This window comes from Paraflavitalea speifideaquila (assembly GCF_032395985.1).
Taxonomy (GTDB): Bacteria; Bacteroidota; Bacteroidia; order Chitinophagales; family Chitinophagaceae; genus Paraflavitalea; species Paraflavitalea speifideaquila.
The window spans coordinates 1,901,763-1,922,855 of sequence record NZ_CP135920.1; the positions used below are offsets into that span (position 1 = coordinate 1,901,763).

Below are 21,093 nucleotides of genomic sequence, written 5' to 3' on the forward strand. Positions count from 1 at the left end.
GAAAAAGGAGCTTGGGCTAGGAGAGGAAGAGGAGAAAGAGAACGAAGAAAAGAGGGTTGGGTAGGAATAAGAGTTGATATTTTATGCTAATTGCGCTATATGAAATTATACAATACTACAAAAGGAGCAGTTATTGAAAAGGATGGACATTATTATGCTGTCGATGAAGATTGGGGAAAGCTGGTGAATGATGACGGGCTGTCGGAAAAGCTGGACAGGCTTACGGAGACATTGTCAAAAGGAGATAGCAGTCTGATAGCGGATGTGCTGCCACCGATGAGCAGGCAGCAGGAATTGTGGGCCTGTGGGGTGACGTACCTGCGCAGTAAAATTGGCCGGCAGGAAGAAAGCCAGGCAGCAGGCGGCGCTGATTTTTATGCTAAAGTATATGAGGCGCCCCGGCCTGAGGTGTTCTTTAAATCAACCCATCACCGTATAGTAGGGCATGGCGGTCAGGTGCGTATCCGGCAGGACAGCACCTGGGATGTACCAGAGCCTGAATTGACATTGGTGGTCACCGCTTCCGGCAAGATAGTGGGTTATACCATTGGCAATGATATGAGCAGCCGGAGCATTGAAGGAGAAAACCCACTTTACCTGCCACAGGCAAAAACATACGATGGTTGTGCAGCCCTGGGCCCTTGTATCTATGTTACACACCAACCCATTGGGCAAGACACACTGATCAGCCTGGTGATCAACCGCAGTGGATTACCTGCTTTTAAAGGCGAAGTATCCATCAGTCAGTTGAAGCGGACACCCGAAGAGTTGGTTTCATTCGTTTATAGAGAATGTAGTTTCCCTTACGGTTGCTTGATCATGACCGGCACGGGCATTGTGCCGGGCCATGATTTTACCTTGCAAAGCGGTGACGAAATAAGCATTACCATTGCTTCCATAGGAACACTTATTAATACGGTACAATAAAGCATGACCATCCTTATCTTCGTACTGGCCATTGCGTTACAGATATTCCTTTCTGCCCGGAAAGTAAGCCCATTCATTTCCCTGCTGGTGGTAGCAATCCTGGCTGGTTTATTCCTCGGGATGCCACCGGCCCAATTATTGCTTTCCATCGAAAAAGGGGTGGGCAGTACCATGGGTGGGTTGGCCCTGATCATTTGCCTGGGAGCCTTCCTGGGCAAGATACTGGAGGTAACGGGTGCAGCAGAACAAATTACTTCCACCCTTATCAGCGCTTTTGGCATCAAACATATTCAATGGGCGGTATTGCTCACGGGATTTTTAATGGGCATTCCCTCTATTACAATGCAGGGTTTGTGATCCTGGTACCCTTGGTAGTAGCAGTGACCCGTAAAACGGGCCTGCCTTTATTGTACATCGTAATTCCCATGGCAGCTTCACTAAGCACTACGCATTGTTTTCTTCCCCCATCCGGGCCCTGTGGTGCTGGTAAAAGCCTTTAATGCCAATATGGGTAAGGTGCTGGTATATGGTACCATATTGGCCATCCCTGCAGTGATCGTTGCAGGACCTCTACTGGGCAAACTGCATAAAAATACCACCACGGTTATGCAGGACCGCGCTTTAACAGCCAGGGTAGAGGAGGTCAAAGCGCTTCCTTCTATTGCTACCAGTTTGTTGTTTGCGCTGCTGCCAGTATGCCTGATCGCCCTGGCGGTGGTGGCGGATCATTTTTGCCGGCGGGAAGTAAAATACAAACCACCTTATTGTTTACCGGTGATTCAGTGATCGCCCTGCTCATTACCGTAATGCTGGCCGGTTACCTATTGGGCCGCAAAGCCGGCAAATCCATTGCACAAATGATGCAGTTGCTAAGTCATTCGATTGCCGGCATTGCCATGATATTGCTGATCATTACAGCCGGTGGCGTATTCAAACAGGTGCTGATAGACAGCGGTACAGCTACCTATATTGCCGGCTTCAGTAAGCAATGGACCATGCCGCCTCTGTTGTTTGCCTGGGTGGTGACGGCTTTTTGCGCGTAATGATTGGCTCGGCCACAGTGGCCGGTATCACCGCCGCCGGTGTAGTGGCCCCATTATTGGCAACACCTAATCTATCACCCGAATTGATGGTGCTCGCCGTGGGAGCCGGCAGCGTATTCGGCTCCCATATCAATGATTCAGGATTCTGGATGTTCAAAGAGTTTTTCCAACTATCATTACCTCAAACTTTACGCTCATGGACAGTGATGGAAACCATCATCTCCATCATCGGCCTGGCCGGTGTATTGGTGTTGGATATGATTATTTAGCACCGTACTACCAGTTGAATTTCCGCAAACTTACCAGTCCGCTCATATTGAGGTTCGTGAGCGGGCAATCCCAGGCATTGAGGTCCTCCAGTTTTCTCAGTTGCATCACCTTCAGGGAGGTCAGATCACGATTGTCCCATAGCCAAAGCAGTTCAAGGTTCTTAAGGGGCCTTACATCCAGCGAAGTGAGGTTGTTCTTTTGCAGTTGCAGCTCTTTAATATTATTGGAACCTGCGAACTTGAGACTCCTGATCTCATTTTCATTCAACTTGCATTTTTCCAGTAAGGGCATATTACTGATGTCCAGCTGAAAGAGCTGGTTTTTGGTAAGTTCCAGTTCTTTCAGTTTCGTCAATCCAGTCAGGTCTATCTGGCGAAGTGCATTATAATTGAGAAAGATGCCTTCCACATTGGTGCAGCCTTGGAGGTTGATACTTTCCAGTTTGGTGTCGAAGCCATATACGGCCCGGAGCTTTTTGAGGCCCGACAGGTCTACGTTGCGGATATCATTGTAGTAAAATCCAAACTCTTCCAGGTTGGTAAAACGCTTGATGCCCGTGAGGTTTTCGATATTACGTTTGTCTACATACAGCTTCGTCACTTTCTGTGCTTCCGATACCTGGATCTCGCCATCGCCATTCAGGTCTACCTCGGCATAGATACAGGCTTTCTTGAAATTGGGGTCGGGAAACTTGACGTTTTGCGCCAGGGCGCTGCCCGTGAAGAACAGGGCCACACCGAGTTGTATAATTAATGCTTTCATTACTTCCTGGTTTAATTGGTGATCTCTACGGTTACTTTTTCTCCATCCGCCTTTACTTCTACCAAGCCCGATACTTCCTTCTCTACGGCATACTTATGCGTGTAGTAAGTATAGACGGGGTAGGAGGCTACCATATTGCCATATTGGTTGAAAGCGTAATCGGTACCGGTTTGCTCCTTGGTCGTATATTGCTTTTCATAATCGATCCAGGTAACAATATAGTACTTGCCGGGTTTCAGGTTCCTGAATTCAAAACTTCCCCTGTCATCCGTGGTTCGTCCTTCTATACGGTAGGTAAATGCCTCATTGGTGATGGTGGCTACCTTCTTGCCTTTCGTGTACTTTTTTTTCAACTCTGCAAACTCCAGCATGTAGGCGGTGGCAGGAAACAGGTTGATCTGGTCTTTTGCCAGGGAAAGTAGGTACTGCCTTTCTTTTTATTTTGGCAATGCCCGAAATAGTGGCCGTGCCTTCTTCCATTTGTTTGGCTGCTTCTTCTTCATTAAAAGGCGTGGAAGGGTAAATAAAGGCCGGGGTCTTCTGTGCCAGAGCGCCGGATAGGCCGGCCATCAACAGGAGGCTGCACAGAAAAGCCTGCCTGGTACTGCGTTTCATTATGTTCATGGGTGGTATTTTAGATAAGTGCGGATGGTACGGATGGCCATCGCCGCCGGGACACTTTGAGTACAAAGCAAATTAATGTAACCCAATCTGCCAATACCCTATTATTGGGTAATTTTTTTACCTGTTTTCCGGTAGTTACCACTCACCGCTTCATCATCGATTCCCCTTCTCAATTTGTTTATTTAGGTATTTACTCTTTTCCCGTTGCAAGCTGCGCAACCAGTCCCGGTACATCCCGTCCGGCATTTCCCGGTAACCCAGGTCAAACAGTTGTGTATACAGCCTTTCCAATTCCCCGTAGCCGACCGTGGCGGCCTGTGTTTGTGCGGCCTGTTCCCGTTCATAGATCCTTTTCAGGGTTTCTGCTTTCAGCAGCAGTGCCTGTACACACAACGGATAATATTGCAAGGCTAACGCACTGCATTGCAAAAGAAAATCATCCCGGTAGTTGCCGGTTTGAAATTCATATCCCTTGGTAAGGTCCAGTACGTAGAGTGCCAGCGACTGCACATTACTAAGCGTATCCATGTAAATCCCTTTTTGGATCGCCTCCAGGGGATATATCCCGAGGCCGTGATCAGGCATCTACCGGAAACACCCCGCTGGTCAGCTCTGTATTGTACCAGCCGTGCTCTTTGCTGCGGTTCTTAATGTAAATATGGTTGGGGGCTAGTGAAAACCAGCAGCTGGCGCCCGTCTCTTCGGCCAGTATCTTATACAGGTAGGGTAGACTATGGCAATTACCCTTCCGGGTCACCAGCAGCTTCGATACAAACATATTCGTCCAATTCCTGGTGCCCGCAAAATCATCGAATTCATACCGGAAGGGTACAAACTTGTACATGGTATCCCCCTTACCCTTCAATCGTACAGTATCTTTCAATACCCGGTAGATCGCTAAGTTCTTTTGGAAGTTCACACTGTCCGCATACCGGTAATCCCGAAGTGGGTTCGCAATTCGCCAGCCCTGGCACAACTTTGTCAGGAACTGGATCGGCTGCATGAATCGGTCCCTGTCCAACTGCCCCGGAAATAAGCATTTTCAACTGTATACACTGCTTCCTTGAAGGAGCCATTCACCCGCAGCAGACTGTCCAGCCGGGATAAAGCCTGGGCATAGTATGCTTTCAACGTGGTATCCGGGTAAGGCTGGGCCTGGGCCATACAACAACCATTTACTAAGGCGTAAAATGCAATAGTTGACAAATGCCGCTTCAGTGGCCTTGATAGTTGAAGGGATTTAGGTAGTGCCATACAAACTGTTTTATCTAATAGCGCCCCGGAGGTATTTACTTGCAAAGGTGTTTGCCAGATAAGATTCTATTGGTGCAGGCTCTTTATGTAAAACGTACCATCGTGGAATGTCTTTTAAAATAAACCATTCATTACCCTTTTTTCAAGTAGGTAAGTCACGCCATAATAACCAATCATGTCTACAGTAACAATGGCATTTTGTCTTTGGTTAAAGAAAAGCGGTGCCGAAATAATATAAAATGGCTTGATGCTGGATATGTATTTCATGAGCGTAGTATCTGGCACCCCATTAGGCGGAAATATCTTACTGGCGGGTACAAAGGCCCATCCAGGGAAATAACTTTTTTGAAGGGAATACTACTTTTTTGTCGCCTGAGATTTCTTAGAATATCCCTCTTTTCTTTTTTGGTAATAGGCCAATGACGATGAAACACGATACCGGGAATAGCATTTAAACTATCAGCTATCGGTATAGTTGGCTGAATCTCGCGGAGAATGGGTTGAAGTACAAATTCAATACTGTCCTGCGCAATAGCATTGGTATGAACAGAAATAATCAATAAGAAGTTAAATAATATAAATAGTAGTTTCATTTGAAATACTTAAAATTCTAAATCTTGAGTACAAAGCAAGTCCCACAAATCAGCTTTCCAACAATGGTCATTTACCTAAAGTCATTTTTAATAGTGTCCCAATCCGCCCAGGGACTTCGTTTGTTCCCAGGCATCTTGTTTCTTTTCATACAAGAACGTAAACAAATACCCGGGTATCATCCAGATCATTACAATGGCCTGGTATCAAAATTTTACCCATCTTACAATTCATTTACGATACCCATCGGATAAATTCTTTTAAAATGATCCATTCATCATTTTTTTCTCAAGAAAATAAGTCATGCCATATCCACCAACCATTTCAATAAACACAATGGCTCGCTGGTGATTATGATAAAAGAGTGGTGCGGAAATTAGGTAAAAGGGTCTAAGTTTGGCAATCACTTTCATGGTAATAGTATCGGGAACCCGGAAAGCTGCATAAATTTCTTTAGCGGAAACGAACCTGGCACCTGGAAAATAGCTGTCGTTAACAGAGTAGCCGGTTCTTTCTTTTTTAAGATGCGGTGGATTTCCTTTTGAGTAGGCCGGGATACCTGCCACTGTTTAATAAATTTTATATAGGAAATAGGGGCTAAACTATCAGCAATGGCTATATCGGATTCAAGCTTGCTTTTGATTGGGTTCAAAACTAAATATATTAGTGAGTCCTTATTAATTTGCCCTAAGCAGGAAGTGGATAACAAAATGAATAGAAAGGATAGTAAATACCTCAATGACGGTATTATTCCTTGCATTGGCTTTAATCCCATAGGGCACGATTGAAAATGATATTATAGTAATTCATTTATTAGAGGTTTAATTCAGAAGCCGGGGAGTTTACTTGGATTTTCAATTTTTGTCCCCGGTCTATGATCTGTTCCATCACGCTGTATATTTCCATAACCCATTACGCGCAGTATTAAGTTTTCCATTCTGATGGTTCCATAAAGGGGCATTGGCACGTATTTGCTATTCCATACGTACCAGCCAGGAATGGTTTTTTGAATGATCCACTCTTGTCCCCTTTTTCAAGAATGTAAGTAGCACTATAGGACCCAATAAGATTAAGATATAGTATAGCATTGCATTGATTGTTAAAAAGACGGGCATAGAGATCATGTAAAATGGCTTTTGCTTACCAATAATCTTGAAGCTGACAGAATCCACATCTTTGAACGCAGCAAGGATTGGTGCGGCAGGAATGAAGCGGCCTCCATTAAAATTTTCTTCATTTAGTTTTAGACCTTTTTGATCTTGAGCTTGCCTTTTGATCTCCCTGATCTCTTTTCTGGTTAGCTTGTAGTCAGCTCCGAACCGGGTAACAACGAAAGGGGGCAGACTGTCAATGATTGGCACACTTAGGTCCATTTCCTTTTAACAATTTTAAGTACTTGAAAGGTCAATTTGTCTTCCGCTGTTTGTGCAAACGAACTACATGGATAATAAAAAAGGAATAGGTTAAGGAATATGCCCCGATAAAATCCTTCCGAATAGCGCCTTCCGCTCATTTACTATTTTTATTTTGAGTTAAATAACTTTTTCCCTGCTCACCCTTCCTTAAATTGTTATTTATTATTGTAATATCCATGCACTTAGCCCGAAGCATACCAGCGGGCAATCACTGTTTTTATTACCCATGCATTATTTTTCTTTTCCAGTATATAGGTGATGCCATGTCTTCCTAGCAGGTCTACGTCAATAATGGCATTTTGCGAATTGTTGAAAAGAAGGGGTTGAGAGATCAGGTAAAAGGGTTTATTGGAAAGGATAAAGTTTCTACTGACCGAATCCGGTTTAATAATGGTCTCATAAACGCGGGCCGCGGAAATAAACCGACCTTCTGGGAAGTAAGAGTGATCGAGTGTAAGCCCTTTTGTTGGATGACTTTTTTTCTGATCTCCTTGCATTCTTTTTAGTGAGGGGTATTCTTTTATCATTAGGCTTACTAAACTTCAGCGGTGATAGCGAATCTGCAAAGGTCAGTCTTGGATCTATTTCATTCTGTAAGGCTTGTAATACCTGGCGCGCTTCAACGACTTGCGCCTTGATGACAAATGAAGACAACAGCAAGTATATAAGCCAAAGGCTAATAGTAAGGGCTTTCATTTCTTAAATATTTGGACTAAATGCCCAACAAAATGATTACAATAACAAATGATGCAGTGCGTCTCATATTATTGTGCGGGCCGGCTTACCGCCCCTTTTTTGTGTGATCGTGACCTTAATATTTCGCAGCCGCCTGATATCATCCTGTATCGACTGCTGCAGGGCTTGTTGTGCCCGTTGTTTTTTTCCTGCTCTATCGAGCGTAGCCATCGTTGGTAGGCCCCGCTTGGCATGTCCTGGTACCCCAGCCCATCCACCCGCTCATAGGCCGCCAGCATTTCCTGTCTTACAGCCTGTACAGCAGGGTATTTATCAAGCTCCTGCAGCGGAGGTTTGCCTGCCGCTATGTATTTATCCAAGGCCTCCTGCGTCTTCAGGTTGGCCCCAACGATCAGTGCCGTTAAATTCTGCGGGTCAATCTGAAGTATTCTTTGGCGCATTTCTTCCGCCAGTTCATCATAGCCAAACTTGTGTACATAGCCTAGCATCAGGTCGCACAGGCTCCTGGCAACAACGCCCGCCTGGAAAGCGTATCCAGGTAAGTTTTCATCTTTAAAGCATTGGCGTTGATATAACCCGATTGCATCAGCCAGTTCGTGGTTACCACCGTTCCGTTGGTCGTTTCAAAATTTACCAGCTTATTCCGGGCATCAGGGTATTGAATAAAAGAATGTTGAGGCCCAAGTGATAAATAGGCCTGCGCCCCCAGTTCCTCTGCCACCATCAGGTATAGGCGTGGCAGGCTATTGCATTGCCCTTTGCCGCTTTGCAGCAGCTTCAGCGTAAAAAGTTGACTATAATCGTTTACTCCTTTGAAATCATTAAAATGATACGTCAAAGGTTTTAAGGTAATCAACCTGCCTTTTTCGTCATGCAGCGTCAGGTTGCGCCGGAACAATTGCTGGATGCCATAGTTTAACGTGGTATTGTTGAGCGGTAAGCCCTCCTTTTTCAAAAATTGACGCATAGCAGCGCCATGAAAACGGATGAGGCTATCGAAGGAGTTGAAATCATAGGCATTATCATAATAGGCATTCTCCACCAGGAACTGCACCATCGTCAGTGAATAGTTGTCCGGGCTAATGGTCTGGAGCATCTTAAATGTCTTCCGGTAGGCCCTGGTACGGGCCAGCCGTATATCCCGTTCCCGGTTTGCTGACAACTCATAAACTTCCTGATCTGACAATTGCATGGGTTGCAGCGGCAGGTTGGATGGAAACATCAAAGACATGAATATGTGGGTTTCCATGTAATGAGCCATTGAGCACCCGCCTGTTCCAGTCATTAATAACTGCAGGATCAAGTGCGGGAGAAGGAGGATAACCGGGTGGAACATATCCATTTACCGGTGGTACCTGGGGCATCTGCCAGATGCGCGGGATGCCAAACCCCGGCTGCCCCGGGTAGGAACGGTAGGGAAAGGACGAAGGATCAGGCAATTGCGCGTGAAGGGTAGTCGCTGCACAAGAGCACAGCAATAACAACCAATGGCAACGAGCTCGAAAAAGCAGGGCGCATAAAGATCGGTATAGTGGGAATACCTTTTCCATAAGCATCTGTTCGGGAGCATTTGCTATTAAAACAGCAGTATCTATATAAGAACGTTTACCTGTATTTGCTCCTTAAAATAGGAAAACAAGCATGAGTCATATTTGACATAATTTAATCGGGGTATTTTTTAAATAAAATAGCCCGATTAAATTATTAGTTGATTTTTCTGATTCAATAGCTGGCAAAAGCTTCAATAGTAGGCTGCCCGCCATAAAACTGCGCGGAGTGGTATGGGCTACAACCCTCATCCTTTCTCATTACTTCCCACTCACCCCTTCATCAGCGAAATCCATCCAAATCCGCGTAAACTGCGATTAGGTTGCAAAAAGATAAACAGTAAGGAATTAGTACCTACCTTCTGTTTGTTTGTTTTAGTTAGTAGGATAGATTCAATGGTCTTTATTTGACATAACCCACCCCCTTAGGTGTTATCCCTTCTAAATAATCAACTTCCTTAGAACAATTGCACCATATTCTTTTTTGACAAATACGCAAAAGGAATAAGCCAATCTGTACCAGTAATTGCCTGGAGGGTGGCTTTGTATTTTTCAAATTGGCGCATGTTAGTAACCGATTGAAAATCATATATGCAACTATTTGCACATACGAAAATGATCATAAATAAAAAAATAATAATTGCCTGTCTTTTTAACCGGATGCTTTTTCTTTGCGCAATTATTGATACCCGTAACCCTGTAACCCAAACGCAGCATGAAGAAGGAGAGTAGTGTGTTGATGATGGTATGCCTGATGGCCTGCTACCTGCATACATCTGCCCAGGAGTTGGCGACCTTATCTAAGGTCACTGAGCTTCAATCCCGCCTCACAGATAAAGTTGCCCGGCGCGTTGCCCTATTAAGTGACCAGCTTAACCGGCAGACAAAAACTACCTCAAAAAATCCAGCAACAGGAAGCCCGGTTACAAAGAAAGCTGCACCAGCTCGATTCCTCTGCCGCCAACCAATTGTTCAATCAGTCTACTGCAACCAATTATCAGGCCTTGATAACCAGTGTAAATAAATCTCCTGATGAAAATGGTGAATACCTTTCCCATGTCGATTCCCTCAAAACCAGCCTTTCCTTTCTCCTGCAAAATCAACAACTGCTCACCAACACAAAAGCAATAAAGGACAAGGTCAGCAATGCCCTCCATCAGGTTCAGCAGTTACAATCCAAACTACAACAATCCGAACAAATAAAAGCCTTTCTATTGCAGCGCAAACAATTGATTAAGCAGGCATTGGATAATTATACCAGTCTACCCAAAGAGATCACCGCTTGCTATGCTGCCATTAACAAAGAAACCTACTACTACACCCAACAGGTACAGGAGTACAAGGCACTGCTCAATGATCCGGATAAAATGCAACGCAAGCTATTGGCGTTGTTAAATAAACTGCCTGCATTCCAGGATTTTATGAAGGAGCACAGTGAGTTGGCTCGCCTGTTTGGACTGCCCGGAAGTTATGGCAATGCAGCCAATTTAACCGGTTTGCAAACAAGAACCCAAGTACAGGAACTCCTGCAAAATCAATTGGCTGCAGGCGGCCCCAATGCCATGCAGGTGGTACAACAACAAATACAGGCTGCACAGGCCCAGCTATATACCATGAAAGAAAAGATCAGCCGTTTGGGAATAGGTGGAGCCGAACTGGACATACCCGGTTTTAAACGCAATAGCCAGCGGAGCAAAACTTTTTTCAAAGACTGGAATTGGGCGCCAACCTCCAAAGCGTAAGGGCCAACCTTTTCTTTCCTACAACCAGCGATTTGGGTCTAAGCGTTGGTTATCAGTTGAACGATAACAGTGTAGTAGGCATAGGCGCCAGCTATAAAGTTGGATGGGGCAAAAATATCAACCATATCCGTATCACCAGCGAGGGCATGGGTGTAAGGTCATACCTGGATATGCGTTTGAAAAAGAGCTTCTATGCCTCTGGTGGATTTGAATACAATTATCAGCCTGCCACACCTGCGTCAACAACTGATGGACCGGATACCCACCTATGGAAACAAAGTGGCCTGTTGGGCATCAGTAAGGTGATCTCTTTGCGCAGCAAAACATTCAAAAAAAACAAAGGCGCAATTGCTATGGGATTTTCTGAGCTACCAGCAGGTGCCCCGCACCCAAGCCATCAAATTTCGTATTGGATACGCTTTCTAAACTTCGATAATAAGTTCAATGTCAATTAATATGAAATGTAAACCCCTATTCGTCGTAGCCCTGGTGCTAAAAAGCATGATCCTGTTGGCGCAAGCTCCCAGCGATGCCAATTTTGCCCCTTTGAGTGGTACGGCCAATGCAGCCAACCAGCAGGCCAATGCCGGTATTAATTTGTATACCGGTACGCCCAATGTTTCTTTCCCCTATACCAATACAGCAGCCCCGGTGGACTATCGCTGGCTGTAACGCTGGATTATATTGGCGGCGGAGGCATCAGGGTCAATGAAGCCCCTTCTCCGGCCGGCATAGGGTGGTTCCTCAATGCAGGCGGTGTGATTACCCGAACCGTCCGGGGACGGCCTGATGACATCGATGCCACCGGATATATGTACGCCCCTGCTTTACCGGTCAATTACCGCAACAATGCTTCCAAATACTATTACGATTCCCTGGATGCAGAACAGGATGTGTTCCAGTTCAACGTCAATGGCCGGTCCGGCAAATTCTATGTCGGAAAGAACAAACAAGTTGTGGTGGTACCCCTTTCCAAATTACGCATTGGCTATACCGCTGCTGCCAACAGCCCCATCACCTCCTTTTACATGGTAGCAGAAGATGGGACTAAGTATGTTTTCAATGACCTGGAATATGAAAATATCAATTCACCCGATTTTGCCATCGGGTATAAAAATACCAATTATACCACCGCCTGGTACCTGAGCCAGGTCATTGCACCTTTGGTACCGATACCATCCGTTTTTCCTATACCACTTTAAACCAAACCAATGCATTTGCTTATCCGCAAACAGTGTTTGTAAACAACAATACCCTGGCTGCCGATTTCAGGTATACCCCTACAGGAACCAGGACAAGGTATTTCAAGAAATTGGCCGGTATCAGTTTCCCGGGTAATAAGCAGGTGAGTATCCTGTACCACCGCCTGTATACCTACGATGGAAAGGATTCCGTCATTGACAAGATCAAGATCAGTGACTCCGTATTCAGGTATGGATACCTGTTCAAATGGTTTACACCCGAAGTAGGGATGGACTATACTTTGCTGAATGGTTTACAAAAGTATACCTCCACTGAAACTATACCCGCTTACCAGTTTAGTTATTACGGACCTTATTTTAAACCAGTTGGTTCGGCCGGCGATACCTTCTTCAATAAAAGAGATCACTGGGGTTTTTATAACAAAGCCGATAATGGGATCAATGTTATTCCAACAGTGCCAGGTATTTATAATGGGGCCAATCGAACAGCCTCCCCAATTTCGTCCAGGGCAAGTACCTTATTTAGCATTGCCGATCCCTCCGGTAGTACTACGAGGTACCTGTATGAGTCGAATGATGTTTGCGATTATGCTTATGTACAACAAAATGCTACTATTACCGATGCCAGGGTCAACGCACAAACTACCATTACCTGCAGTCAGGCACAAAACAATCTCCATACCTTAAAATTCAGCGTGCCGGATTATTTAACCTTGTTTGCCCCTACATTTTCAGGCACTTGTAATCTAACGATTTTGGTCACCAGTACCGATGGATTGACCACTTATGGTAGTTTTGCTACCAGCTTATCAGAGTTGTTCCAACTCGGGTCTTTAAACTTCTCCTTCAATGGCCCCAATGCGCAATACAAGGTCAGCACCAGCATGCCGGCCGGTTGTACTGCCCCTGCTGCTGTGCCCTTGAATATCAGTTGGCTCAACCAATCATTCCTGGCCAATTCAGTGATATCAGGCGGCATAAGGATCAAACAGCAGCTATCGTATGATCCCGTCACCCAAAAATGGGATACAGTGGCTACTTACAATTACCTTACAGCCGATGGTAAAAGCTCCGGCTTTCTCGGTGCCTTACCTAAATACGATTATCCCTATCAAAGAACAGTAGTCAATGGATTGGCTACTACCACTTACTATACCGCTATTTCCAGCGATCCTGTGAAGAACACCCAATATACCCAGGGTAGCCCCGTAGGATATAGCCGTGTAGTGGTATACAAAGGCACCTCCAGCCGTAACCTGGGCAGGGAAGTATATGAATTCACCACCCTGCAGGATGCCAATACCAGCAATGCACCAGCCCTTTTCCCTTACCCACCCCTTGTACAACGCGATTGGGCACTGGGCTTACCAAAACGTATTACTACTTACGATAGCCTGGGCAACCTGGTAAAGGTGAAAAGAAATACCTACGACATTACCACCGTTGCTTATAACAACAGCCAATTCCAATCTGTCAAACAAGGAAGGTTCTCTATTACTTATAATGGCGATCCCAACCTGGAATCCACGCCGCGTACAGAACTCTATGTAGCCCAGGGGTATTTCCCCGAATCCGGCCGCGTCAACCTGGTAGCCAGCGTAGATTCTTTGTATCACCCCAATGGCTCCATTCAGGTGGCAGAACAAACCATGCAATACGATACCAGTTACAACCTGGTTAAAGTCACCACCCCCTACAATAAAACCCGGTCGCTTTCACTCGAAAAACGTTTGTATTATCCTTATCACTATACACTGACCTCAGGTGCTATTAAAAAAATGAAGGACAGCAGTATCATCAGTGCACAGGTTTCGGCCGAAAGCTGGATCGTGGGCGATGCCAATCCCAGGATGCTGCAGGCAGGTATTACCGATTACCAGCAATTGCCGCAGGGCTATATCCGCCCGCTGACGGTTTATGCCTTGCAGTCAAATGCACCCGTAGCCCAATCAGTGATCGGTGCTTTCAATCCGGCATCACTGGTGCGCAACAGTACCTGGCTGGTAGCACAACAAAACTTCCTCACCTACGATACCAAGGGCAATCTCCTGGAGTCGAAAAATGCCTTGTCGGGCGAAAGGAGCGCTTTGGTCATGGACTATGCCAATCAATTCGCTATTGCCAGGGTTGCCAATACACCCTACACCGATATGGCCTATACCAGCTTTGAATCAGACGGGACCGGCAACTGGACCATTGGCAGCACCAACCGCGATTATAGCAGCAGTGTAACGGGCAACAGGTCTTACCAATTATCAGGAGGCGCTATCAGTAAGAGCGGACTAACCGCTTCCCGTATCTACCTGGTATTCCTGTGGGCTAAGGCTGGCGCTTCTGTAAGCGTCAATGGAACAGGGGTTGGCACAGCCCTGGCTACCCAAAATGGCTGGAACTTGTACCAGGCCAGTGTCACAGGGGCTACCACCATTACGATCAGCGGTACCGGCCTCATCGATGAATTGCGACTACACCCACGCGAAGCCAATATGGCTACTACTACCTACGATCCTGTCTTGGGCATCACCAGCGCTGCCGATGCCAATAATACCATAAGTTATTATGCTTATGATAAAATAGGGCGACTTCAGGCATTGCGGGATAAAGATCTCAACATCCTGAGGAAATATGAGTATGGCAATAATCCTATCGCCATTAATAACAACCCCGATTGGCAAAATCAGGGAACCGAATGCCAAATACCACTCAATGGTAAAGTGGACAGGATCGAACAGGATATGAATCCATACAGCGATACCTACAATACCATTCGTAAAATACTTGATCACAACGATTGCGTTACCTGTGCCCCTACATGTACCTCCCCACCGGAAAAACTGATCAACTGTCAATGCGAGACCGGCATCCTGGTAGTAGGTGCATCCCTGTGGACCAAAGAGACCGGCGTTTGGAAATGGAAATGTACCCTGTACTGGAAGTACAGCGACTGCTCCCTCGTATATGCCTGGGTGGAATACAGGGATACCGCTTGCCCTGTCAACGCGGCTTGTGATTAATGTTACCAGCCTGTCCAGGGGTGGGTCGCCTTCAAGGGCGGCTCACCCTGACCTGAAGGAGCTTGTCGAAACCAACTAAGAATTTTTCTTCCGGACTTTTTAAAACTAAAAAAAAAAACAAACCATGTTCAATATATTATACCTGTCGCTTTCCCTCTTGTTGCAAGGCGATATTTATCAATACTCCCTTACAGGTATCAACGGCGATACCATCCGGCTCAGCGATTACAAGGGTAAGCATATCCTGATCGTCAATATTGCTACCCGTAGCCGTTATACCGGCCAATTGGAAAAGCTCGAACAATTGTATCAAAAGCATAAAAACGCATTGGTGGTAATAGCCATTCCTTCCAACGATTTTGGCCACTTACCTATTGCTGATGCGGCCCTTGGCGATTCCATCCGCTCAATACATCCCGTTAGTTTTTTACTGGCAGCCAAAACAACCGTCAGTGGTACGGGTATGCACCCATTGTACCAATGGCTTACCCGGTCGTCGGCCAACGGGGCAATGGACAGCCCTGTGCAAGCCGATTTTTATAAGTACCTGGTCAATAAGGAAGGCAGGCTCGTGGGCGTATTTTCCAACGTCATCGATCCCCTCAACACCGATCTCGAAAACGCCATTAACCAATAGATCCCAATAACCTATTATAACCTGCTTTATGTATAAGTTTTTATATAGTCTGTTCTCACTAGATCGCTCACTTGCTCGCCGGAGGCGAGTGAGGATATTCCGTAGCCTCCGGCTATTACCCGTGTTGCTGCTGGGCACTGCCACAACATTCGGCCAAACCAACCTGCCCACTGGGGCCACAGGTCCCGGCGCACCCATAGTGCCCCTCAAAAAACTACCGGACACTTTTTATGCCACCCCGCCAACTTTGTGCGGACCTATACCAGCCTCAAACCCATACAGGATACTACACAACTCAGCCTGAGCGCCCTCGTCAATGAAGTGGGCATTCAAACCCAATACCAGGACGGTTATGGTCGACCCATACAAAGCGTTACCCGTCAGGCTACACCAGCCAAAAACGACCTCGTAGCAGCCGTTCACTACGACGAGTGGGGTAGGGTCAGCACCCAATACCTGCCCTTTGCCGCCCAATCCGGAAACAACAAGGATGGCCAGTTTAAAAGAACCCCTATTACCAGGATTCCATATTCTATAAGGCCCTTTTCCCCAATGAAAAATACAATTACAGCCAGTTGTTTTTCGACGGGTCGCCACTTAACCGCCTGACCAAATCAACCGCTCCCGGCACCAGTTGGACAGGCATGGGACAGGGCATCAGTACTACCCAAAGAACCAATACAATAGCCGATAGCGTACGCCTGTGGACCATTGCCATCACCGGCGAAGACGATATCCCTGCCACCACCACTACCTACCTACCCGGTACCTTGATGGTGATGCAGGTAACCGACGAACAGGGGGCCGTAACCATCCAATACATTGATGAAGCAGGAAGAACCGTTTTAACCAAAAGCCAGGTAGCTGCTGTTCCATCCACTGGCCATGCAGGCTGGCTTTGTACCTACAATGTATTTGATGAAATGGGACAGTTGCGGCTGGTCATTACCCCCAAAGCTGTAGAAGCCCTCAATAATGCTACGGCCAACTGGAACCTCACTGCCAACCCCACCATCAATACCAACCTGTGTTATGCTTATTACTATGATCACCGCGGGCGACTGGTAATGAAGCGCATACCAGGCCAGGGCAAGAGCTATATCGTGTATGATATTCGCGACCGGGTAGTATTTGCACAAGACCCAGGCTTGCGTGGGCAGGCGCAGCCCCAGTGGTCCGCCATCTTGTATGATGCCATGAACCGCCCGCTGATCGGTGGCTTGCTTACCTACACAGGCACCCGCACCGACCTGCAAACCCTGGTCACCACCCAAACAGCCGCTGCCCAGGGCGGTCCCGATGGTGAAACCACCGTGATCCAGGGCGTCAACGTCAACAAAAGCCCCCTGCCGTCAGGGGCTACCTTCACCTATTTGTCCATTAACTATTATGATGATTACAGTTGGGTAGCTGCCAGCGGTTCGCCCCTGGGCAGCAGTTTGGTTACCACCAACATCAACGGCACTAATTTTATCACCAGCTACAATGCATCTCCCGAGTATGCGCAGCCCATTACGGCCAGCAACCGCCTGCGGGGGTCATTAACTGGTAATAAACGCATTGTGTTGAATAGCGCCACTGTATTATATACCCTGGCCATTTACGACAACAATATCCAGGCCATTCAAATAGCTTCCACCAATTATACCGGTGGTACCGATATTGCTACCATGCAATATAGCTTTAGTGGAAAAATTTTGCGTACCCATGTTCAACATCAGAAAGCGGGTACCAATGCCCAAAGCCATACCATGCTCACCAAATTCACCTACGATCACGTAGGTAGGTTATTGACCCTGGCAAAGAAACTCGACAATACACCCGAAACAGTGGTGAGCCAGTACACCTATAATGAACTGGGTCAGGTAAAAACAAAGGTATTCGGCGCAAATACCGAAACCCAAAATTACAGTTACCATATCCGTGGCTGGCTTACTGGCATTAATGAGGCCTACATCAATACCGCAGGCAGTACTGCAAACTATTTCGGTGAATCCATGTCCTTCGACTATGGCTTTACTACCAACCAGCTCAATGGCGCAATTGCCGGTACCAAATGGAAAGCTGCCGGTGATGGCATCGCCAGGGCCTATGGTTATACCTACGACAAAGCCAACCGGCTGAAGACAGCCGATTTTTCCCAGCAGAACCAGGGTTCCACCGCCTGGACCAATAACCCTGTAGATTATACCGTGAGCGGCCTGGGTTATGATGCCAATGGCAATATACTGTCTATGAAGCAGCGGGGGCTAAAGCTGGGTAATTCTGCTACCATCGACTCGCTCAACTACCAATACCTGGCCAACAGCAATCAATTGCAAAAGGTAGCCGACGGTATTGCCGACCTGAGCCCCATGGGCGATTTCAAGGATACCGCCCTGGCTGCTGATGATTATACCTATGATGTCAATGGCAATATCACCAAAGATTACAATCGTCATTTGCATACCACTTCCAATGGTTCCGGGGCAGTTTACAATTTTATGAATAAACCCGATTCCATCGTTATTGCCGGCAAAGGACGTATCAGCTACTTTTATGATGCGGGTGGGGTTCAGCTACGCAGGGAAGTAAAAGACGTTAGCGGTGTTATAAAGAATTATGTGTACGTCAATGGTTTTGTTTACCTCAACGATACCTTACAATACGTACTCCAGGAAGAGGGGCGTATAAGGTATGCAAAAAAGAAGAACAGCGTATCTGGTGCGACTTACTATGCTTTTGAATACGATTATTTCATAAAAGACCATTTGGGCAATGTGCGTACCGTGCTCACCGAAGGCCGTGATACGGCTACATATGCCGCCACCATGGAAACTGCCGACAGTGCCGTGGTCAATGCCCTGTTCAGCAATGTATATACGCCCGTACGAACCGTTGCCGCCAAGCCTGCCGGATTTGATACCGACAATGCCAACTTGCAGGTGGCCCGCCTCAATGCCATTGCCGGCGTCAATAAAAAGACCGGCCCTTCCCTGGTATTAAAAGTAATGGCCGGCGATAAAGTGCAGATCAGCACTTATGCTTTTACAATGGGGCTGTTCAGCCCCCGCCGGGAGGAGTAGATCTTGCGTCAGAAATAATAACTGTATTGGGTGGGGTGTGGTAAGCAGCAGCGGGGGTAAAGTGGGGCTGGGTGATGTCACTGGAATTGGCAATGCCCTGAGTCCGAATGTGGTGCAGTTCCTCAATGGCCGGTCTTACGACAATACAAAACCGAAGGCTTATCTCAACTGGATCTTATTCGATAACCAGTTTAATTATGTAGCTTCCAATTCGGGCGTACAGCAAGTGCAGCCCGGTAGTAGCAAGCAGGCCCTGGTGGCTCCTTTGCAATCCATTACCAGGAATGGCTATCTTTATGTGTACGTTAGCAACGAAAGCCAGCAGGACGTTTATTTTGACGACCTAAACGTAAAGCATTATACCGGCCCGCTGGTTCAGGAACAAAGCTATTATCCTTTTGGCCTCCAGATGGCCGCCATCAGCGACAAGGCCTTGTTGAAGCAAACCACCGCCGAGAAGTTCAATGGTGGTACCGAACTGGAAGAAGATTTTGGCCTTAACTACTACAATACGCTCTTCCGTAAATACGATCCTCAGATCGGCCGTTTCAATGGGATTGATATACTCGCCGAACAAACTTTTGGCATCAACCCCTACCAGTTTGGATTCAATAACCCCCTTACTTACAATGACCCTACAGGTGCATTAACGCAGAAGGAACTAGACGGCCTGGTTAAAGCCTTTTTGGTTCTGCTGCCGGAGGGCATTGGAGTGCAGTAGGAGGGGGAATGGGATCTTTTATACCGGTGGCGGGTATGTTACATTTTTGGCAGCAATGATGAGGCCTTGGGTTATGCAGCAGGTTATATGACCCAAAATAACTTGTGGGGTAGCCAACCTAACTGGGCGCGATCATTTAAAGAAGTGCTAAGAAGTTTAAAAATAAGGGATGTTTCAGAGGGAATGGTAAAGGGGTTATTCCAGTATCGATCAGGTGGGGAACGATACAATGTTATAGTAGATCGTCAGGAAGGTGGCCAAGGATATAATATCAGTTCAAGTTCAGATCCGACCATGACGGATGAAAACATAGGATACGACTTTTATAGCTCCGAAAAAGTAATGAAGTTGTTAGCTGGAAATCCGCCAGTAATTAACAAGATTAACGATCTTCTGACTCCTTTTGGCGCACCAACCTCGGGCATTGAATATCAGGTTGGGACAGCTTGGAAAAAGTATAATAGGCTGGATCAAATATGGGGAGGCAATGAGAAATGGATGCTAAGGAATAATCCCTACCTTCGAACAAGACCGGTAAATATTGAGGTGCCGTTAACCGGTAGAACAGTAGAGGTTGGCAGAAATGTGGTGAAAGGAATGAAAGTGGGGCTTCAGGGCTTGGGTATTGTTACCGCTGGTATTAGTGTAATCAATGATTGGAATAAATATGATAGAGGAGAGATATCTGGAGCGCATCTGATTGTAAACGGTCTTGTTCAGGCAATTGGAGTATTGGGTGGTCCGTATGGAGCGGGAGTTGCCATTCTTTATGGACTTGCCGAAAACTGGTTATGGAGCAATGATTAAAAAATAAGTTATGCTAATTTGGTATAAGAAATTTGTATGCGGGCTGTTTTACTTTCTCAGGAATAAAGTAAATTCTGATATCCCTAAATTTGCTGCATTTTTGGGACATTATTTATGGTGCAGTTTTTAATCTATGCACTGATAAGTGCATACCAGCTACTGATTGATAATTCTTTTAAGTGTGATGCTATTTGGGGATATGGTATTTCGTTATTATTCGGAATACCTAATTACTTTCTTGTTTTTAAAGACGATAAATTCATGAAATATTTTCACCAAAGATTACCCACCATTTATGTACTGCTAATAATTGTGGTAATAATTGTTGGTAGCCTTTCTTTGAAGGTGATCGCAGGGCCCGATTCGGCTCGTAGTTAAGGCAAGCTTAATCAGGACATTGTTTATGAAAGTGGTCTGGAACAAGATTTTATACATTGCGGCTTCTCTTTTCCAGTCGTTTGAAAAGCGAAACTAATCCAGCCGCATTTAAGGTAGTTGCTACTGCGTTATTTTAATTGGCAACATTGTTATATTGATAGTAAGATAGATGGGTCTTTGTAATTTAGGTACCAGGAAGTATGCCCTTACTGTATGTTTTTCAACCTGGCTGATAGTGCTGTAAATAAGAATCATGAAAACATTAAAATTTGTAATGTACCTTTTTACAAGTATTATTCAACAGGAGGAACAAGACACATCCCTTATTTCAGTGCGTTGTGTGCTGTAGTTACACTGATTTTTTTTTCACATTGTTCAAGTACTCATTGTTTTGAATG

The 21,093-nt window shown here is 46.0% G+C and carries 22 protein-coding genes and 1 pseudogene; 12 read left to right on the top strand and 11 right to left on the bottom strand.

The window, feature by feature from the left end; all coding sequences use genetic code 11:
- Window positions 1-99: 99 nt before the first annotated feature.
- Together RS881_RS13140 and RS881_RS59395 are read left to right on the top strand one after the other, a co-directional pair.
- A complete protein-coding gene (locus RS881_RS13140; protein WP_315821493.1) occupies window positions 100-927 on the top strand; it encodes a fumarylacetoacetate hydrolase family protein in 828 nt (275 codons plus the stop codon).
- 3 nt (window positions 928-930) lie between these two features.
- Window positions 931-2,239: pseudogene (locus RS881_RS59395) on the top strand (gluconate:H+ symporter).
- Window positions 2,240-2,246: 7 nt separating this feature from the next.
- Here the strand turns inward: RS881_RS59395 and RS881_RS13165 are convergent.
- From RS881_RS13165 to RS881_RS13215, 11 genes are all read right to left on the bottom strand, one after another.
- Complete coding sequence (locus RS881_RS13165; protein ID WP_315821498.1) at window positions 2,247-3,002, bottom strand: leucine-rich repeat domain-containing protein; 756 nt, start codon at window positions 3,000-3,002, stop codon at window positions 2,247-2,249.
- Between the two features lie 11 nt (window positions 3,003-3,013).
- Window positions 3,014-3,355, bottom strand: coding sequence for a hypothetical protein (locus RS881_RS13170; RefSeq protein ID WP_315821499.1), 342 nt, complete (start codon window positions 3,353-3,355; stop codon window positions 3,014-3,016).
- The gene (locus tag RS881_RS13175) at window positions 3,306-3,626 is read right to left on the bottom strand and encodes a hypothetical protein (protein WP_315821500.1); all 321 of its coding nucleotides are present in this window, start codon (window positions 3,624-3,626) and stop codon (window positions 3,306-3,308) included. Before RS881_RS13175 ends, RS881_RS13170 begins: the two co-directional genes overlap by 50 nt.
- Window positions 3,627-3,779: 153 nt before the next feature.
- Window positions 3,780-4,154 (bottom strand): hypothetical protein, encoded by a 375-nt coding sequence (locus tag RS881_RS13180; RefSeq protein WP_315821501.1) that lies wholly within the window; start codon window positions 4,152-4,154, stop codon window positions 3,780-3,782.
- A 49-nt stretch (window positions 4,155-4,203) separates the two neighbouring features.
- Window positions 4,204-4,629 (bottom strand): hypothetical protein, encoded by a 426-nt coding sequence (locus RS881_RS13185; protein WP_315821502.1) that lies wholly within the window; start codon window positions 4,627-4,629, stop codon window positions 4,204-4,206.
- Window positions 4,608-4,790: a hypothetical protein gene (locus RS881_RS13190; protein WP_315821503.1), complete on the bottom strand. Its 183-nt coding sequence runs from the start codon at window positions 4,788-4,790 to the stop codon at window positions 4,608-4,610. The genes RS881_RS13185 and RS881_RS13190 overlap by 22 nt, the downstream gene beginning before the upstream one ends.
- A gap of 941 nt (window positions 4,791-5,731) precedes the next feature.
- Window positions 5,732-6,037: a hypothetical protein gene (locus RS881_RS13195; RefSeq protein ID WP_315821504.1), complete on the bottom strand. Its 306-nt coding sequence runs from the start codon at window positions 6,035-6,037 to the stop codon at window positions 5,732-5,734.
- Window positions 6,038-6,445: 408 nt separating this feature from the next.
- A complete protein-coding gene (locus RS881_RS13200) occupies window positions 6,446-6,832 on the bottom strand; it encodes a hypothetical protein (RefSeq protein ID WP_315821505.1) in 387 nt (128 codons plus the stop codon).
- A gap of 236 nt (window positions 6,833-7,068) precedes the next feature.
- Window positions 7,069-7,383, bottom strand: coding sequence for a hypothetical protein (locus RS881_RS13205; protein WP_315821506.1), 315 nt, complete (start codon window positions 7,381-7,383; stop codon window positions 7,069-7,071).
- A 267-nt stretch (window positions 7,384-7,650) separates the two neighbouring features.
- Complete coding sequence (locus RS881_RS13210; RefSeq protein WP_315821507.1) at window positions 7,651-8,070, bottom strand: hypothetical protein; 420 nt, start codon at window positions 8,068-8,070, stop codon at window positions 7,651-7,653.
- Window positions 8,070-8,813: a hypothetical protein gene (locus tag RS881_RS13215; RefSeq protein WP_315821508.1), complete on the bottom strand. Its 744-nt coding sequence runs from the start codon at window positions 8,811-8,813 to the stop codon at window positions 8,070-8,072. The genes RS881_RS13210 and RS881_RS13215 overlap by 1 nt, the downstream gene beginning before the upstream one ends.
- Window positions 8,814-9,992: 1,179 nt before the next feature.
- Here RS881_RS13215 and RS881_RS13220 point away from each other — a divergent pair.
- From RS881_RS13220 to RS881_RS13265, 10 genes are all read left to right on the top strand, one after another.
- Window positions 9,993-10,871 (top strand): hypothetical protein, encoded by an 879-nt coding sequence (locus RS881_RS13220; protein WP_315821509.1) that lies wholly within the window; start codon window positions 9,993-9,995, stop codon window positions 10,869-10,871.
- Entirely contained in the window at window positions 10,847-11,326 is a 480-nt protein-coding gene (locus tag RS881_RS13225; protein ID WP_315821510.1) for a hypothetical protein, read from the top strand. Before RS881_RS13220 ends, RS881_RS13225 begins: the two co-directional genes overlap by 25 nt.
- 1 nt (window position 11,327) lies before the next feature.
- Window positions 11,328-11,543 (top strand): hypothetical protein, encoded by a 216-nt coding sequence (locus RS881_RS13230; protein WP_315821511.1) that lies wholly within the window; start codon window positions 11,328-11,330, stop codon window positions 11,541-11,543.
- Window positions 11,544-11,629: 86 nt separating this feature from the next.
- Window positions 11,630-12,073: a hypothetical protein gene (locus tag RS881_RS13235; RefSeq protein WP_315821512.1), complete on the top strand. Its 444-nt coding sequence runs from the start codon at window positions 11,630-11,632 to the stop codon at window positions 12,071-12,073.
- A 32-nt stretch (window positions 12,074-12,105) separates the two neighbouring features.
- Window positions 12,106-15,087 (top strand): hypothetical protein, encoded by a 2,982-nt coding sequence (locus RS881_RS13240; RefSeq protein ID WP_315821513.1) that lies wholly within the window; start codon window positions 12,106-12,108, stop codon window positions 15,085-15,087.
- A gap of 124 nt (window positions 15,088-15,211) precedes the next feature.
- Window positions 15,212-15,724: a glutathione peroxidase gene (locus RS881_RS13245; RefSeq protein WP_315821514.1), complete on the top strand. Its 513-nt coding sequence runs from the start codon at window positions 15,212-15,214 to the stop codon at window positions 15,722-15,724.
- 249 nt (window positions 15,725-15,973) lie between these two features.
- Complete coding sequence (locus tag RS881_RS13250) at window positions 15,974-16,333, top strand: DUF6443 domain-containing protein (RefSeq protein WP_315821515.1); 360 nt, start codon at window positions 15,974-15,976, stop codon at window positions 16,331-16,333.
- Complete coding sequence (locus RS881_RS13255) at window positions 16,300-18,789, top strand: RHS repeat domain-containing protein (protein ID WP_315821516.1); 2,490 nt, start codon at window positions 16,300-16,302, stop codon at window positions 18,787-18,789. The genes RS881_RS13250 and RS881_RS13255 overlap by 34 nt, the downstream gene beginning before the upstream one ends.
- A gap of 37 nt (window positions 18,790-18,826) precedes the next feature.
- Entirely contained in the window at window positions 18,827-19,510 is a 684-nt protein-coding gene (locus tag RS881_RS13260; protein ID WP_315821517.1) for an RHS repeat-associated core domain-containing protein, read from the top strand.
- A 66-nt stretch (window positions 19,511-19,576) separates the two neighbouring features.
- Entirely contained in the window at window positions 19,577-20,317 is a 741-nt protein-coding gene (locus tag RS881_RS13265; protein WP_315821518.1) for a hypothetical protein, read from the top strand.
- Window positions 20,318-21,093 lie beyond the last annotated feature (776 nt).

Excerpts from the sequence above, each read along its gene's own strand:
- RS881_RS13140 (WP_315821493.1), top strand. The coding sequence starts at position 100 with ATGAAATTATACAATACTACAAAAGGAGCAGTTATTGAAAAGGATGGA.
- RS881_RS13165 (WP_315821498.1), bottom strand. The coding sequence starts at position 3,002 with ATGAAAGCATTAATTATACAACTCGGTGTGGCCCTGTTCTTCACGGGC.
- RS881_RS13175 (WP_315821500.1), bottom strand. The coding sequence starts at position 3,626 with ATGAACATAATGAAACGCAGTACCAGGCAGGCTTTTCTGTGCAGCCTC.
- RS881_RS13180 (WP_315821501.1), bottom strand. The coding sequence starts at position 4,154 with ATGGATACGCTTAGTAATGTGCAGTCGCTGGCACTCTACGTACTGGAC.
- RS881_RS13185 (WP_315821502.1), bottom strand. The coding sequence starts at position 4,629 with ATGCAGCCGATCCAGTTCCTGACAAAGTTGTGCCAGGGCTGGCGAATT.
- RS881_RS13190 (WP_315821503.1), bottom strand. The coding sequence starts at position 4,790 with ATGGCCCAGGCCCAGCCTTACCCGGATACCACGTTGAAAGCATACTAT.
- RS881_RS13205 (WP_315821506.1), bottom strand. The coding sequence starts at position 7,383 with ATGCAAGGAGATCAGAAAAAAAGTCATCCAACAAAAGGGCTTACACTC.
- RS881_RS13210 (WP_315821507.1), bottom strand. The coding sequence starts at position 8,070 with ATGCTAGGCTATGTACACAAGTTTGGCTATGATGAACTGGCGGAAGAA.
- RS881_RS13215 (WP_315821508.1), bottom strand. The coding sequence starts at position 8,813 with ATGTCTTTGATGTTTCCATCCAACCTGCCGCTGCAACCCATGCAATTG.
- RS881_RS13230 (WP_315821511.1), top strand. The coding sequence starts at position 11,328 with ATGAAATGTAAACCCCTATTCGTCGTAGCCCTGGTGCTAAAAAGCATG.
- RS881_RS13245 (WP_315821514.1), top strand. The coding sequence starts at position 15,212 with ATGTTCAATATATTATACCTGTCGCTTTCCCTCTTGTTGCAAGGCGAT.